The organism is Amycolatopsis sp. NPDC051373, from assembly GCF_040689465.1.
Taxonomy (GTDB): domain Bacteria; phylum Actinomycetota; class Actinomycetes; order Mycobacteriales; family Pseudonocardiaceae; genus Amycolatopsis.
On the sequence record NZ_JBFBAE010000015.1, the window covers coordinates 15,255 to 27,547 of the forward strand.

Below are 12,293 nucleotides of genomic sequence, written 5' to 3' on the forward strand. Positions count from 1 at the left end.
CGAACGGGGGGATGACCTGGCGTGCGGAGCCGTGGTGGGGCGGTGCTGCTGGCGGCCCTGGTGGTCGACTCGGTGGGGAACGGGTTGTTCCAGCCGCTGTCGGTGTTGTTCTTCGCGAAGCTGACCACGGTGCCGTTGGCGCTGATCGGCGTGCTGCTCAGCGCGGCGAACGCGCTGACGCTGCCGGTGCCGCTGATCGCCGGGCGGCTGGCCGACCGGATGGGTCCGTGGGTGCTGGTGGTCGTCGCGCAGGGTGCGCAAGGCATCGGGTTTCTGCTGTTCACGCGCGTGACCGGGCCCGTCGGCATCTTCCTCAGCGCCGCGCTCGTGGCGATCGGGGTGCGGTTCTTCTGGTCGTCGGTGTTCACCGCGGTCGCGGATTTCGTGGACGGCAGCGAGAAACCGCGGAGCAAGGACTCCTGGTTCGCGTGGATGAACGTGACCCGCACGGCCGGACTGGCCATCGGCGGCCTGATCACCGGCGTCGTGGTCACGATCGGCACCCCGGAGGCGTATCGCGCGATCGCGTATGGCTCGGCGGCCTGCTTTCTCTGCGCGGGCGCGGCGATCGCGGTGCGCGTGCGGGCGCCGCGGCGCGCGGAAGGTGACGCCGGCGGGTACCGGAGGATGCTGCGGGCGCGGCCGTTCCTGGCGTTCACCGGGCTGAACGCGGTGTTCGCGTTGACCAGCATGATGCTGGCGCTGGGGTTGCCGGTGTTCGTGACCGTGGGGCTTCACGGTCCGCCGTGGCTCGCGCCCGCGATGCTGGTGGGGAACACCGTGCTGCTCACGATCCTCACCGCGCCGGCGGTGCGGCTGGTGTCGCCGCTGCGCAGGACGCGCGTGCTGATGGCCTCGGCGGTGCTGTGGGCGGCGTGGTGCCTGGCGTTCGCGCTGCTGGTGCCGGGGCAGCTCGGGTGGGTGGTGCCGGTGCTGCTGGGTGCGACGTTCCTGTTCACCGCGGCCGAGACCGTGCACGGTCCGGTGTCGCAGTCACTGGCCACGGAGCTGTCGCCGCCCGCCGCGCGAGGGCGTTACCTGGCGGTGTTCCAGTACTCGTTCACGGTCGCGAGCCTGGTGGCGCCGGCGTTTTTCACCACGTTGTTCGAGGTCGGGTACTGGCTGCCGTGGCTGGTCCTGGGCGTGGTGAACGTGTTCGCGGCGCTGGCCATGCGGTTGCTGGAGCGCGTGATCCCCGTTGCCGCTACTACTTAAGGATTACGTGGGACGAGCCGTCGAGCCGATTCGGGCCCGCGGCGCGCGCTCTCATACTGGACCCATCGCGTCCGATGTGGACCGACGAGAACCAGGGAGAGGACCGATGACCATCCCCACCGCGCTGGCCGCCGCAGCCCAGGACGGCCCCCACGCCGCGAACATCGCCGTTGCCGTCGGGATCATCGCGTTGATCCTGACCCCGGTGGTGTTCTTCCTCGCCGCGCTCGTCAGCGTGCTCGGGAGCCCGCTGGGCGGCGGGATGAAGCTGGTGTGGGTCGTGTTCGCGTTCTGCGCGCCGTTCCTCGGACCGCTGCTGTGGTTCCTGGTCGGGCGGCGCAGCGCCGAGGCCGGGGCGTATCGCCGAGTCTGATGTGGACGAAAGCGGCGGACGGGCTTCCGAGGCCCGTCCGCCGCTGTCGTCAGCTCACCTGCAGGTCGACGCAGGAGTAGAACGCGTTGACGGTGTCGGCGATGTTCCAGATCGCCAGCACGGTCTGGCGGCCTGTGCGGTTGCCCAGGTTGACCGAGTGCGACACAGTGGCCGGCGGCACCTGGTTGTTGCCGCTGAAGCTCGCGATGCGCGTGTTGCCGATGTAGTACTCGTAGGTGCTGGTCTTGTGCCGGGCGGTGAACGTCCAGTTGAACGTGACCGTGCGGCCGGTCGCGGTGGCGCGCCAGGACTTGCTGTTGTCGTTGAGTTCGGCGAAGCGCGCGACGCCGCCGTTGCAGGTGCGCTGGCCCTTCGGGCCTTCCACGCTCTGCGGTTCCCACTTGATGTCGCCGCAGGACACGATGTTCTGCGCGCATTGCGCCTGCCGGCTCGCGGGTGCGTTGACGTAGCCGTGGGCGCTGGCCGTGCCCACGGGGCCGACCAGCACGATCACGGGCGCGATCGCCGCACCGGCGAGGGCGGCCACGAGCTTGCGGTTCGTTTTCATACCGGGCTCCTTCGACAGCGGTGCCCGCTCCCACGGATGGCCTTGGACGGGCGCGATCGAGCCGCCGCGTGGGAGGTGCGCGGGCGGGGAAGGGGAGAATGTGGTCTAGACCATACTGGAAACCGGGCGCTTCGGTCAAGAGGTCGCAAACCTCTGGAGTAGTCGGACGACCTTCGCCGGGCTAGTGCATACTGTATGCAGTTTGGTAGCCTGAGCACGTCCGACCGCTTCGTTCCGTCGAACACGGAGGCTCTCGCCGCGATGTACACCGTCACCGACCCGGCCACGGGTGAACTGATCGAGCAGATCGAGAACTCCACCGACCAGGAGGTGCGCGACGCGATCGCCCGAGTCCACCGCGGCTACCTGTCCTGGCGGGAACGCCCGGTCGCCGAACGCGCCGAGATCGTCGCGCGCGCGGGCGAGCTGTTCGCCGAACGGTCCGACGAGCTCGCCGCCATCATGACCCTCGAGATGGGCAAGCGCGTCAACGAGGGCCGCGGCGAGGTCGGCATCGTCGTGGACATCTTCTCCTACTACGCCGAACACGGCCCCTCTCTCATTGCCGACGAGCCGTTGAAAATTCGAGACGGCGACGCCGTGATCCGGAAAGAGCCGATCGGCGCACTGCTCGGCGTGATGCCGTGGAACTTCCCGATGTACCAGGTCGCGCGCTTCGTCGCGCCGAACCTGGTGCTGGGCAACACCATCCTGCTCAAGCACGCGTCCATCTGCCCGCGCTCGGCCGTCGCGATCGAGCAGGTCCTGCGCGACGCCGGTGTGCCGGAAGACGCGTACGTCAACGTTTTCGCCTCGTCGCGCCAGGTCCCGTCGATCCTCGCGGACCCGCGCATCGTCGGGGTTTCACTGACGGGCAGCGAACAGGCCGGCATCTCGGTGGCCGCCGAGGCGGGGCGGAACCTCAAGCGCTGCGTCCTCGAACTGGGCGGCTCGGACCCGCTGATCGTCCTCGACACGGACGACCTGGACGAGACGGTGAACGCCGTGGCCACGGCCCGCATGCGCAACTGCGGCCAGTCTTGCAACGCGCCCAAGCGGATCATTGTCGTGGGGGAGCTGTACGACTCGTTCGTGGAGAAGCTGACCGCGCGGGTGGCTGCTTTCTACCTGCCTGGCGACCCTTCCGACCCTTCGACGAAGCTGCCGCCCCTGGCCTCGGTCTCCGCCGCCGACGAGGTTTTCGAACAGGTGGAGACGGCCGTGCGCCAGGGCGCGGTTCTGCGCACGGGCGGCCACCGCGTCGACGGCCCGGGCGCCTACCTGGAGGCCACCGTCCTCACCGACGTGACCCCCGACATGGACGCCTACCGCGACGAAATCTTCGGCCCCGTATTCCTGCTGTTCCCGGCCGCTTCCGACGAGGAAGCCATCTCCATCGCCAACGACTCCCCCTTCGGCCTGGGCGCCAGCGTCTTCGGCACCGACCCGGCCCGCATGCGCACCGTGGCGAATCGGATCGAGTCGGGGATGGTGTATTTCAACAAGTCGGGTGGGTCGCAGGCGGATCTGCCCTTCGGCGGGATCAAGCGGTCCGGGATGGGCCGGGAGCTGGGTCCGTTGGGGATCGAGGAATTCATGAACAAGAAATCTATACGCCTCTGACCTGCGGTTTTACTGCTTTTGGGGCTCTCAGGCCGTCGTCAGGCCGTCGCGGATTCGTCCGTGGCGGCCTGGCCGGCCTTGCGGGGCCTGAACACCTTGTTGGCCGCAGCCCGCGCCCGCTTGTGGCTCGACGGCACGAGGTGGGTGTAGATGCGGAGGGTGTAGCCGGGGTCGTGGTGTCCGAGGTACTCCGCTACTTCCTTGATCGACACGCCTTGCGCGAGCAGCGTCGAGGCGTAGAAGTGGCGCATGGCGTGCATCCCGTCGCGCCGGTCCACGTAGTCCAGCCCCGCTGTCCCGAACGCCGACTTCCACTCGTTCTTGGTGAAGTTGGCTCCCTGGGTCACGTGCCAGACCGGCTTGTCGCGGTACTTGCGGGTCCGTCGAAGCGCCCGGCTGATCAGCACCCGGACAGTCTCAGGACGGCCGCCAGGTTCGAGCCAGGGGAGCGTGAGCGTCATGGGCTCGCGCAATGACATGTGGTCGTCGACGGCGTCGAGTACGCCCGCGCCGAGCGGGACCACTCGCGTCTTGCCTCCCTTGGGCGGCGAGAAGACCGGTTGCCCGCCGATCCATCGAATTTGCCGTTGAACGTTGACTATCATCTCGTCGCGGTCGATGTCGTCCGGGCTGAAGCCGAAGATCTCCATTTGCCTCAGCCCGAGGCCGGCACCCAACGGCACGATGACGGTGTACTCCGGCGGCAGCGCGAGCTGGACCGAATGCACCCGTGATTCCGGCCACGGGATCACCTTGCGCTGCACCGGCTTCGGCCGCTTGATGCTCTTGGCACGGCAGGGGTTCGACCGGATCTTCTTGTCGTCGGCTGCGGCTTGGAGGATCGCCGAGACCGTGTCGAAGAGGACTGCTCGATACGAGGCCATGAGCCCGCGTCCGCCCTCGACCTTCGGCCGCTCCAGCCAGTCGAGCCAATCCCGGATGGTGTCGGTCTTCTCGACGACTTTGAGCGGCTTGTCGCCGAGGAACGGGAAGATTCCGGTCTTGAGGTGGCTGTTCACCGTCTGCCGGGTACCGGCGTCGGCTGACTGTCCTTTCTGCCACTGCATGGTGTAGTCCCGGAACTTCTCGGCACCAGACTCGGGCGCGATGTACTCGCCGGTCAGCACATCGTGTTGCATCGAGGTCAGAAAGGCGCGTGCTTTGCTCAGCTGCTTGTCGGCGAAAGCCTTCGAGCGCTCGTTGCCTTCCGGGTCGTAGTACCGGACCTTGTAACGCTCGCCTTTGCCGAAGAGTTCGGTCTTCTCCCTGACGGGATGACCTTTGGCGTTGAAGACAAACTTGCCGTTCTCATCCTTCTTCTGACGCCACCAGCGGTCCTGTACGTGTCCCTTCATGTCACCTCCTGGTTATCGGGGCAACGACCGATCCCCGTGCCTCTTGTCCGAGACACGGGGAAGGCCGTCGCCGGGGTGTGCGGCTATGCCGCTTCTGCTGATTCGTCGAGCGTCTTGAGCCATCGACGCACCGCGTCAGGGTCGTACCTGACGTGCTTTCCGATCTTCATCCACGACGGGCCGTAGCCCTTGAAACGCCAGTCACGCAAGGTCTTCGCCGGGATGCCGAGGAACGTCGCGAGGACGTCGGGCGACCACAGGCCCTCGACACTCACCACCTTGACTTGTGCTTCCATCGAGCCCCCTTCCGTCATGCGGCCTCCCGAGTTGCCGAAGTCTCTGGCGGTCCGGCGGCGAGTAGTGCCCGGTCGTATTCGGCCTTCCAAGTGATGCGTTCGGCGATGGCGTGCATGACCAGGTGCGGCCGGGGTGGCACGTGCGGGTCACCAGAGTCGACCTTGCGCCAGACGAGCCGGGCCGGGTCCGGTTGTGGTTTCTCGATCCCGACGGCGGCGAGCGCCTGAATGACGAACGCCTTGCGGTCGGCCTTGTGGTCCACGAGCGTCTTGCCCGACCACTTGCGCGACACCAGCACTCGCCGACCGGGCAGGCCGAGGGTGGTCCGCCGGTGCGCGCGTCCCTTGCAATGGCCCGGGGCGGTCTTGCCGGTGGCGCCCTTGGGCTGGATCCCGTAGAGCAGCCAGACCGCGCACCGGGGCGAGCACGGGGTGATGGCCAGCTCTGCGTGCAGCCGGTCGTGGTGCTCGGCCAGCGCCGCCGTGTCGGCCTCGACCACTTCGCCGGTGGACTTGGTCAGGTACTTCGTCAGGTAGCCGATGTGGCGGCCGGCCTCTTCAGTCCCGCCCAAGATCCCCTTGGAATGCACCTGCCGACCGAAGGTCACCACGTGCGCCGGGTCCTCGACCTGGTCGACTGCGTCATCCCAGGACACGAGCGGTTGCCGGGTCACGGGGTCGACAAATCCACGTTCCGGCCCATCCCAGGCCGGGAGCCGGTCGGTGTAGACGATCTCGTTGTGACTCGGCCACCAGACCTGGTGATAGGTGGCCTCGGTGACCTGCCGGATCACGTCGTGCGGCACCGATCCCCGGATGGCCGCGTGCAGGTGCGGCGCCGTCCGCTTCTGCGGCTCGACCGTGGCGAAGTACTGCACATCCCATCCGACGACGCGGCGCAGGTTCTGCCACCACCGATCCACCAACGCCGAGAAGTGCACCGCATCCCGAGCCGCCCGCCGGTAGTCATAGGCGGCGGGGTTGACCGGGGCGCCATCACCGCGGACCGCCCCGTAGGTGTCGCAGGTCAGAGTCACGAACATCGACGGCCGGAACCGGCCCGCGTACTCCCGCCCCACCGTGGCCTTGGAGACCTTGCGCCGAGGCAGGTTCGGCGTGTCCTGCCGCCGCTTCGTCGAACGCTTCACCACCTTCCGGGTCGGCAGCTCGACCCCTGGCAGCCGGCCCCGGACGCCGAGTTGCCGAAGTTCCTCATCCACTCCCCGGATTTCCTCGCGCAGCTCTTCGGCTTCGGCCGGGTCCTGGTCGACGACGTCTCGGTACGCTGCGACCAGGTCCGCGCGGAACGTCAACAGCTCCGTCTGGTCCTCGGTGGGTTCCGCCGGGGTGAGGTCGGGTTCTGCGGCCATATGCCAGCCCTCGCGGCACTGGACTTGCCGCAGCGCCTTCGCCTTGCGGGCACAGGGCAGGCACACCGATTCCACGGTGGACCCACACGGCACGGGGACGTAGCGGATTTCTCCGGTGTCCTGGTCGCCGACTTCCATCGTGAACGGCCGCACGCACACCCCGTACTTCTCCGCCGTCGCCCGGATCACGTCATCGGCCAGCGGTGCCCGCATCCGCTCCGCTCGTGTCTCGGTCATCAGGCCGCCACCTCCCCGGGCGCTGTCCAACCCCGCAGCAGGTAGACCGGCATCGATTGCTTGGCCCCGGCCGGGAGGTCGGGGAACGTGCTGGGGTCGAACGGGACCGCCCCGTAGACCCGCATCGGGATCCCGCACGGGGTCCGGCCGGTGATCGACAGGTGCACCGACACGCCGTCGCTCACGCGCCATACCGTCGCGGTGACGTCGTCGAGGGTGTTCGCCCAGACCAGCAGGGCACGGGCGACCTCGGGCAGCCCGTCCACGTCCAGTTGAACCGTGATCGGCCGGGACCATGCGGTGACGTCCAGCGACGCGACCGGCGGCAGCTCGTGCAGGTCAAGGTGGTCACGGATGGCGTCGAGGAAGATCATCAGCGAATTCACGCCGCCACCCCCTCGCCGCCGGAAGGACGACGCCGGTCGGCGAGGTTCACCACGCCGCCGTTCGTGACGTAGTGCTCCAGTGCCTTGACCGTCTCGTCCGGCACCCAGCCCGCGCGCACTCGCAGCGGCTCACGGATGCCCTCGCCCCACACGTAGCCCACGCCGGCTTCGGAGTCACCGATGCGATTCGCCCACGCGCCCCGCTCGTAAGCTCCGTCGCCGAGGACCATGCCGACGTGGGTTTTGGAGGTGACCCGCAGGCACACGCGCCGGGTGAACAGTTCACGCACCGGGACGGTGTCCTTTGTTGGTTCCTGCACATAGCCCCGAACCGAGAGGCCTAACGCCCGCCCTTGCGTGTTGAGGACCGCGACGTGTTCCACAATGGACTCGCGGGTCTTGCGGTCGGTGTACCGCGTGAGTGCTCCGATCTCGTCGAACTCCAGGAGCTCCAGCGGGTACGCCGTCGAAATCGGGACGTCGCGGGTCACCCCGGCGAACTCGCGTTTGCGCTTCTCCAGTTCGTCCCGCAGACCCTCCAGCAGCTCCAGGGTTTCCTTACCCGTCACGGCGTAGCGCGCGAAGATTCGGCGTCCGTACGCGAGTTCCATGCCCTTCGGGTCGACACCGGACACCCGCACCACGCCGGAACGGATGGCCGAAGCCGCGGAGACCAGCGGGCACCACATGACCGAGTTCTTGCCCGCGCCGCTCGCCCCGGCGACCAATGTGTGGGAGCCAGGACCGGCCAGCGGCAACAGCCACGGCTTGCCGTACTCCGTGGTCCCCGCGAACACCTTGCGCAGGTCAACCCCGGTGCCGTTTGCGGCAACCAGGTCAGGCAGCGGCAGACACCGCACCGGCGACGCGAGCAGATCCCGGCGCATGAAGTCCAGCGACACGACGTCAGGCGCGATCTCCCGCACCTGGACTCGCGTGACCTTGCGCGCGGTGGCCAACGCGCGGGCGGCGTCGTCGAAGTCCTCGGGCTTCTGGCCCGCGACGAGCTGAATGCGAACCTCGTCCCAGGACGGCCCTGAACGGACCCGCAGGACCTTGGGCACTGCCACGCCGGCCTGATGACGGGCCTTGGCCACGGCGTCCCGCTTACGCCGCCGCGACACCAGGTTCACGGTCACGTCCACGGGGATGGCCTCGTCGCGGATCGACAGGCCACAGGCGTGAAGCCAGTCCGGAAGCTTCCGGCCGTAGACGGCCCAACGCAGCCACCAGGAGCGCATCCAGCGGCCGCACCAGCGATCGAAACCCTCGACGTTCAGGTATCGCCACACCAGAGCCGTCAGCCCGAGCGTGCCGCCGACGACAACGAGCGAGAGCCAGCCCCACCAGAGCCACCACGCCGTCAGAGCGAGCACCGCGAGGCAGGAGCGCCAGCGGGTCACCAGTTGCCTAACAATCCAGCCAGCTGCACGGACCAACGCAAAAACGGCGATGCCGATGACCGCAAGCGCCGCCAGAGTCTCCGCGATGGCCGCGAACGCCCGACCAAGCTTCGCCAGCAGCCACAGCGCCACGGCGAGACCTCCGGTGATGAAGACGAGTGTCACCGCGTTCATCGGCGCTCACCGCCTTCGTGGCGCGAGCCGAGGTCTCCCGGCAGCGTCAGGGAGAGGGGGAGCATCCCCAGGCACGAGGAACATTCCGTTTCGCCGGGCAGCAGCCGAGCGAATCGCTTACAAGTCGCGCAACGCATCCGGGTGACCCCCGTTGACGACGACTGCGCCTTGACCGTTATGGTTTCCATTGTTCACTTCTCCAGTGGACAGACGCAGAACCGGGTGAAGGTTGGTAGCCAGAAGGCCGGTTCTGCGTTCTAACGGGACATTTTTGGACACGTGGGGACGCGTTTAACACAACACGCGTCCCCACGTGTTTTCGATTTTCTTTTGTTCGTGATCGGCGTCAGGAAGTCATCGAGCCGACGGCGGAACCTCCTGTCCCGCAGGAGACTTGTCGAGGCGGAGCGCCTCTTCCCGTGCCGCGTCGGCCATCCGCTGTTCGTAGCCGACGAAGTACAGCGCCTCGTGGTGGTGCCCGCGATCGATGTCCGCGATCCGCTCGTACATCCGCTTGTTCTCCAGGTGGAACGCGATCACCGTGGACGGCGGCGCGTCCGTTGGCGGATACCGGGACTGAACCCACTGGTGGGCGCCGTACAGTGTCGTCGGCGCGTCCGAGCCGGTCCCAGGCTTCGCCTTCCGTTCCGAGGTCATCACCGCTGCGCCCTCCAGATTCGGCCGGCATCGGCGGACCCTCCGTACGGGTTCGGAACCTCGCCGACACCTAGCGCGATCGCCTGCGCCTCGAACTCCGCCGCAGCAAGCTCGACGGCAGCCAGGCACCACCACGGAAAGCCCCGTGCTGCCAACAGACCCCGGTACGCGGCGGCTACTCTCTTCGCGGCGTAGCCGAGCTGCTCCCGCATGGCAGGGCTGCTCTCGCGGTGCTCCAGCGTGTAGAGACGCGAGTAGTCCTGATACGCGTTCGTCCAGGAGTCGACCAGGTCATCAGGCGCGCTCTTCACACTCTGGGTCAGCTGCACGGTCATGCGGCCTTGCTCGTGTCATCCGAGGCCGCCGAGGAGCGCGCCGACTTGCCAGCGGACGCCGCCACCGCCTTGAAGCCTGTCGCACGGAACACGTACGTCTGGTACTTGAACTCCCCTTGCCCGCCGACGCGAGGCTCTGCCGTCAGCCCCTCCAGCTCGATCGGCCGCATGCCCGGTAGCACCTCCGACGTCGTCGGCACCGGCTGCACTTCGGCGAGGAACGTGATCTCGAACGAAGCGCGCTTCGCCTTCTCCTCGCCGAGATCGGTGACCGTCGCCTTCCACTGCCGCTTGCCCGTCACCTCGTCGACGCGCTGCCTCACTGGCCGATTGGCCGCCCGATCCTCACGCGACTGGAATTCGTTGTCCGGAGCTACGTCGCCAACCATCACAAGTCCACGCGGAAACGCGTCGTCGAAGTTGATGCCGAACCTGAAACCACGCTCAATAGCCATGAGATGAATCCTTCGGTCGATGTTTAGCTCGCTTGTATGGCGTCTCGCGCCTTTTCCAACTCGGGTAACAGAACCGTCAGCGCGTCGAGATCGATCAGCACCACAACCGGGAACGCCTTGCCGAACCGCACCTCGACGCGGTTCGCGTATGCCAGCGGCTTCACGCGAATCGGCAAGTCCGCTCCGACGTGGAGCTGCACCGTGTCACGCATGACGGACCCATCCGCGCGCCGACGGCCCTTCCGTCAAGCTGTCCCAGTCCGGTGTCACCAGCAGTCCCCTTCCTTTCGCTCCGCCGGACCGACTCCGGCACGCTAGGGACCACTCTCCGCAGATCAGAGGGACATGATCACTGCACAGCAGGACTTCTAGGGACGTCCCTGGTACGGTTGAAGTCGTCCCTAGAAGTCCCGAGGAGAGCCGATGCCGAACGAACGCCTGCGTGACGCGCTCCTGCGCAACGGGTTCGACCCGGAGCAGGTGGCTAAGGCGCTCGACGTCGATCAGAAGACCGTGGAGCGCTGGATCAGCAAGGGGCGCACACCGTACCCGAAGTACCGGCACAAGCTCGCGGCGCTCACCAAGGAGTCAGAGACCTACCTCTGGCCAGACTCAATCGCGCCGGAACGCAAGGTGGAGACGGCCACTGCCGAACTGGTGCAGGTCTTCCCACACCGCAACGCCGTCCCCGTCGAACTCTGGGACCGCATCATCCGCGACGCGACCAGCGACATTGAGATCCTCGTGCACGCGGGCCTGTTCCTTGTCGAGCGCCCACGCTTCGTCAAGGACCTGGCGGCGAAGGCCAAGGCCGGCACATCCATCAGGCTCATCTTCGGCGACCCCGAGGGCGATTCGGTCGCCCTGCGCGGAGAGGAGGAGCAGCTAGGTGACGGGACCCTGCCGGCCCGGATCCGCAACGCCCTCGCGTACTACAAGCCGCTGATCAGCGTGCCGGGCGTGCAGATCCGCTTCCACAACACGACGCTGTACAACTCGATCTTCCGCTTCGACGACGAGATGGTGGTCAACACCCACATCTTCGGCTCCCAAGGCGCGCACGCCCCAGCCCTCCACCTCCGCCGCCTCTCGGCCGGCGACCTCTTCGAGAGCTACTCCGAGAGCTTCGAATCCGTCTGGAATCTCGCCCACGAAGCACAGTTCTAGGAGCGCAGCATGTCCCGCACGGACTACTTCGACGACCCGCACGCGCCCGCAGCGAACAGCATCGCTATCGCCGTCTCCGCATTCATTCAGGACGAGCGCGGCTACATCCTCATGATCCGCCGCACGGACAACGACCTGTACTCCATCCCCGGCGGACAGTTGGAGCTCGGGGAGACGCTGTCACAGACGGCTGTGCGCGAGGTCCGCGAAGAGACGGGCATTGAATGCGAGGTGGTCTCCCTCGTCGGCCTGTACTCGAACCCCAAACACGTGGTGGCCTACGACGACGGTGAGGTTCGACAAGAGTTCTCGATCTGCTTCCGCGCCCGGTCTCTTGGTGGGACGCCGAGGACGAGCGATGAGAGCAAGGAAGTCTTGTGGGTTGCGCCCGATCGCCTGGACCGGCTCAATATTCATCGGTCGATCCGGCTCCGTATCGATCATGGCTTGCACGACCGAAGTGAGCCCTACTTCACGTAGGGTCCTTGCCGATTGGTTGTATTGCGGTTCGGTTGCAGGTGTAGCGCTTTGCTCGTGTGGCGCGATTTACGTACCAGGGCAACCCTAACCGTCGAGCCGGGAGGCAGCGTTGAGAGCGATATGGAACTGGGTACGAAATCTCAACAAAGCTGTTGAAAGTCGATCAGTTTCGACGTCCTCCGCTCGAATGGTTATCCCT

General features: G+C 66.9%; 15 protein-coding genes. 5 read left to right on the plus strand and 10 right to left on the minus strand.

The window, feature by feature from the left end; genetic code table 11:
- Positions 1-21 precede the first annotated feature (21 nt).
- On the plus strand, positions 22-1,215 hold the full coding sequence (locus AB0383_RS27120) for an MFS transporter (protein ID WP_364181196.1): 1,194 nt from the start codon (positions 22-24) through the stop codon (positions 1,213-1,215).
- A 106-nt stretch (positions 1,216-1,321) separates the two neighbouring features.
- A complete protein-coding gene (locus AB0383_RS27125; protein ID WP_364181193.1) occupies positions 1,322-1,588 on the plus strand; it encodes a PLD nuclease N-terminal domain-containing protein in 267 nt (88 codons plus the stop codon).
- A gap of 49 nt (positions 1,589-1,637) precedes the next feature.
- On the opposite strand, the gene AB0383_RS27130 is transcribed toward AB0383_RS27125, so the two are convergent.
- Positions 1,638-2,156: a lytic polysaccharide monooxygenase auxiliary activity family 9 protein gene (locus AB0383_RS27130; RefSeq protein ID WP_364181190.1), complete on the minus strand. Its 519-nt coding sequence runs from the start codon at positions 2,154-2,156 to the stop codon at positions 1,638-1,640.
- A gap of 261 nt (positions 2,157-2,417) precedes the next feature.
- Between AB0383_RS27130 and AB0383_RS27135 the strand changes: the two genes are divergently transcribed.
- A complete protein-coding gene (locus AB0383_RS27135; protein WP_364181420.1) occupies positions 2,418-3,779 on the plus strand; it encodes an NAD-dependent succinate-semialdehyde dehydrogenase in 1,362 nt (453 codons plus the stop codon).
- Between the two features lie 38 nt (positions 3,780-3,817).
- Here the strand turns inward: AB0383_RS27135 and AB0383_RS27140 are convergent, their stop codons facing one another.
- The 9 genes from AB0383_RS27140 to AB0383_RS27180 all read right to left on the minus strand — a co-directional run bounded on the left by AB0383_RS27140 (position 3,818) and on the right by AB0383_RS27180 (position 10,659).
- Entirely contained in the window at positions 3,818-5,134 is a 1,317-nt protein-coding gene (locus AB0383_RS27140) for a tyrosine-type recombinase/integrase (RefSeq protein WP_366188868.1), read from the minus strand.
- An 83-nt stretch (positions 5,135-5,217) separates the two neighbouring features.
- Positions 5,218-5,448, minus strand: coding sequence for a helix-turn-helix domain-containing protein (locus AB0383_RS27145; RefSeq protein ID WP_366188869.1), 231 nt, complete (start codon positions 5,446-5,448; stop codon positions 5,218-5,220).
- A complete protein-coding gene (locus tag AB0383_RS27150) occupies positions 5,445-7,037 on the minus strand; it encodes a replication initiator (protein WP_366188870.1) in 1,593 nt (530 codons plus the stop codon). The genes AB0383_RS27145 and AB0383_RS27150 overlap by 4 nt, the downstream gene beginning before the upstream one ends.
- Entirely contained in the window at positions 7,037-7,423 is a 387-nt protein-coding gene (locus tag AB0383_RS27155) for a hypothetical protein (protein WP_366188871.1), read from the minus strand. Before AB0383_RS27155 ends, AB0383_RS27150 begins: the two co-directional genes overlap by 1 nt.
- Complete coding sequence (locus tag AB0383_RS27160; RefSeq protein WP_366188872.1) at positions 7,420-9,000, minus strand: FtsK/SpoIIIE domain-containing protein; 1,581 nt, start codon at positions 8,998-9,000, stop codon at positions 7,420-7,422. The genes AB0383_RS27155 and AB0383_RS27160 overlap by 4 nt, the downstream gene beginning before the upstream one ends.
- A 354-nt stretch (positions 9,001-9,354) precedes the next feature.
- Complete coding sequence (locus AB0383_RS27165; protein WP_366188873.1) at positions 9,355-9,657, minus strand: AMED_5909 family protein; 303 nt, start codon at positions 9,655-9,657, stop codon at positions 9,355-9,357.
- Positions 9,657-9,992: a hypothetical protein gene (locus AB0383_RS27170; RefSeq protein WP_366188874.1), complete on the minus strand. Its 336-nt coding sequence runs from the start codon at positions 9,990-9,992 to the stop codon at positions 9,657-9,659. Before AB0383_RS27170 ends, AB0383_RS27165 begins: the two co-directional genes overlap by 1 nt.
- Entirely contained in the window at positions 9,989-10,447 is a 459-nt protein-coding gene (locus AB0383_RS27175; protein ID WP_366188875.1) for a hypothetical protein, read from the minus strand. The genes AB0383_RS27170 and AB0383_RS27175 overlap by 4 nt, the downstream gene beginning before the upstream one ends.
- Positions 10,448-10,470: 23 nt before the next feature.
- The gene (locus AB0383_RS27180) at positions 10,471-10,659 is read right to left on the minus strand and encodes a hypothetical protein (RefSeq protein ID WP_360604568.1); all 189 of its coding nucleotides are present in this window, start codon (positions 10,657-10,659) and stop codon (positions 10,471-10,473) included.
- Positions 10,660-10,870: 211 nt separating this feature from the next.
- Here AB0383_RS27180 and AB0383_RS27185 point away from each other — a divergent pair, with 211 nt between their 5' ends.
- Both AB0383_RS27185 and AB0383_RS27190 read left to right on the plus strand, forming a co-directional pair.
- Entirely contained in the window at positions 10,871-11,614 is a 744-nt protein-coding gene (locus tag AB0383_RS27185; protein ID WP_366188876.1) for an XRE family transcriptional regulator, read from the plus strand.
- A 9-nt stretch (positions 11,615-11,623) separates the two neighbouring features.
- Positions 11,624-12,094, plus strand: coding sequence for an NUDIX domain-containing protein (locus AB0383_RS27190; protein ID WP_366188877.1), 471 nt, complete (start codon positions 11,624-11,626; stop codon positions 12,092-12,094).
- The last annotated feature ends 199 nt before the right edge of the window (positions 12,095-12,293 follow it).

Bases quoted from the DNA above. Each gene is read 5' to 3' on its own strand.
- AB0383_RS27165 (WP_366188873.1), bottom strand. From the start codon at position 9,657: ATGACCTCGGAACGGAAGGCGAAGCCTGGGACCGGCTCGGACGCGCCG.
- AB0383_RS27145 (WP_366188869.1), bottom strand. From the start codon at position 5,448: ATGACGGAAGGGGGCTCGATGGAAGCACAAGTCAAGGTGGTGAGTGTC.
- AB0383_RS27170 (WP_366188874.1), bottom strand. From the start codon at position 9,992: ATGACCGTGCAGCTGACCCAGAGTGTGAAGAGCGCGCCTGATGACCTG.
- AB0383_RS27180 (WP_360604568.1), bottom strand. From the start codon at position 10,659: ATGCGTGACACGGTGCAGCTCCACGTCGGAGCGGACTTGCCGATTCGC.
- AB0383_RS27140 (WP_366188868.1), bottom strand. From the start codon at position 5,134: ATGAAGGGACACGTACAGGACCGCTGGTGGCGTCAGAAGAAGGATGAG.
- AB0383_RS27160 (WP_366188872.1), bottom strand. From the start codon at position 9,000: ATGAACGCGGTGACACTCGTCTTCATCACCGGAGGTCTCGCCGTGGCG.
- AB0383_RS27125 (WP_364181193.1), top strand. From the start codon at position 1,322: ATGACCATCCCCACCGCGCTGGCCGCCGCAGCCCAGGACGGCCCCCAC.
- AB0383_RS27130 (WP_364181190.1), bottom strand. From the start codon at position 2,156: ATGAAAACGAACCGCAAGCTCGTGGCCGCCCTCGCCGGTGCGGCGATC.
- AB0383_RS27185 (WP_366188876.1), top strand. From the start codon at position 10,871: ATGCCGAACGAACGCCTGCGTGACGCGCTCCTGCGCAACGGGTTCGAC.
- AB0383_RS27150 (WP_366188870.1), bottom strand. From the start codon at position 7,037: ATGACCGAGACACGAGCGGAGCGGATGCGGGCACCGCTGGCCGATGAC.
- AB0383_RS27175 (WP_366188875.1), bottom strand. From the start codon at position 10,447: ATGGCTATTGAGCGTGGTTTCAGGTTCGGCATCAACTTCGACGACGCG.
- AB0383_RS27135 (WP_364181420.1), top strand. From the start codon at position 2,418: ATGTACACCGTCACCGACCCGGCCACGGGTGAACTGATCGAGCAGATC.
- AB0383_RS27190 (WP_366188877.1), top strand. From the start codon at position 11,624: ATGTCCCGCACGGACTACTTCGACGACCCGCACGCGCCCGCAGCGAAC.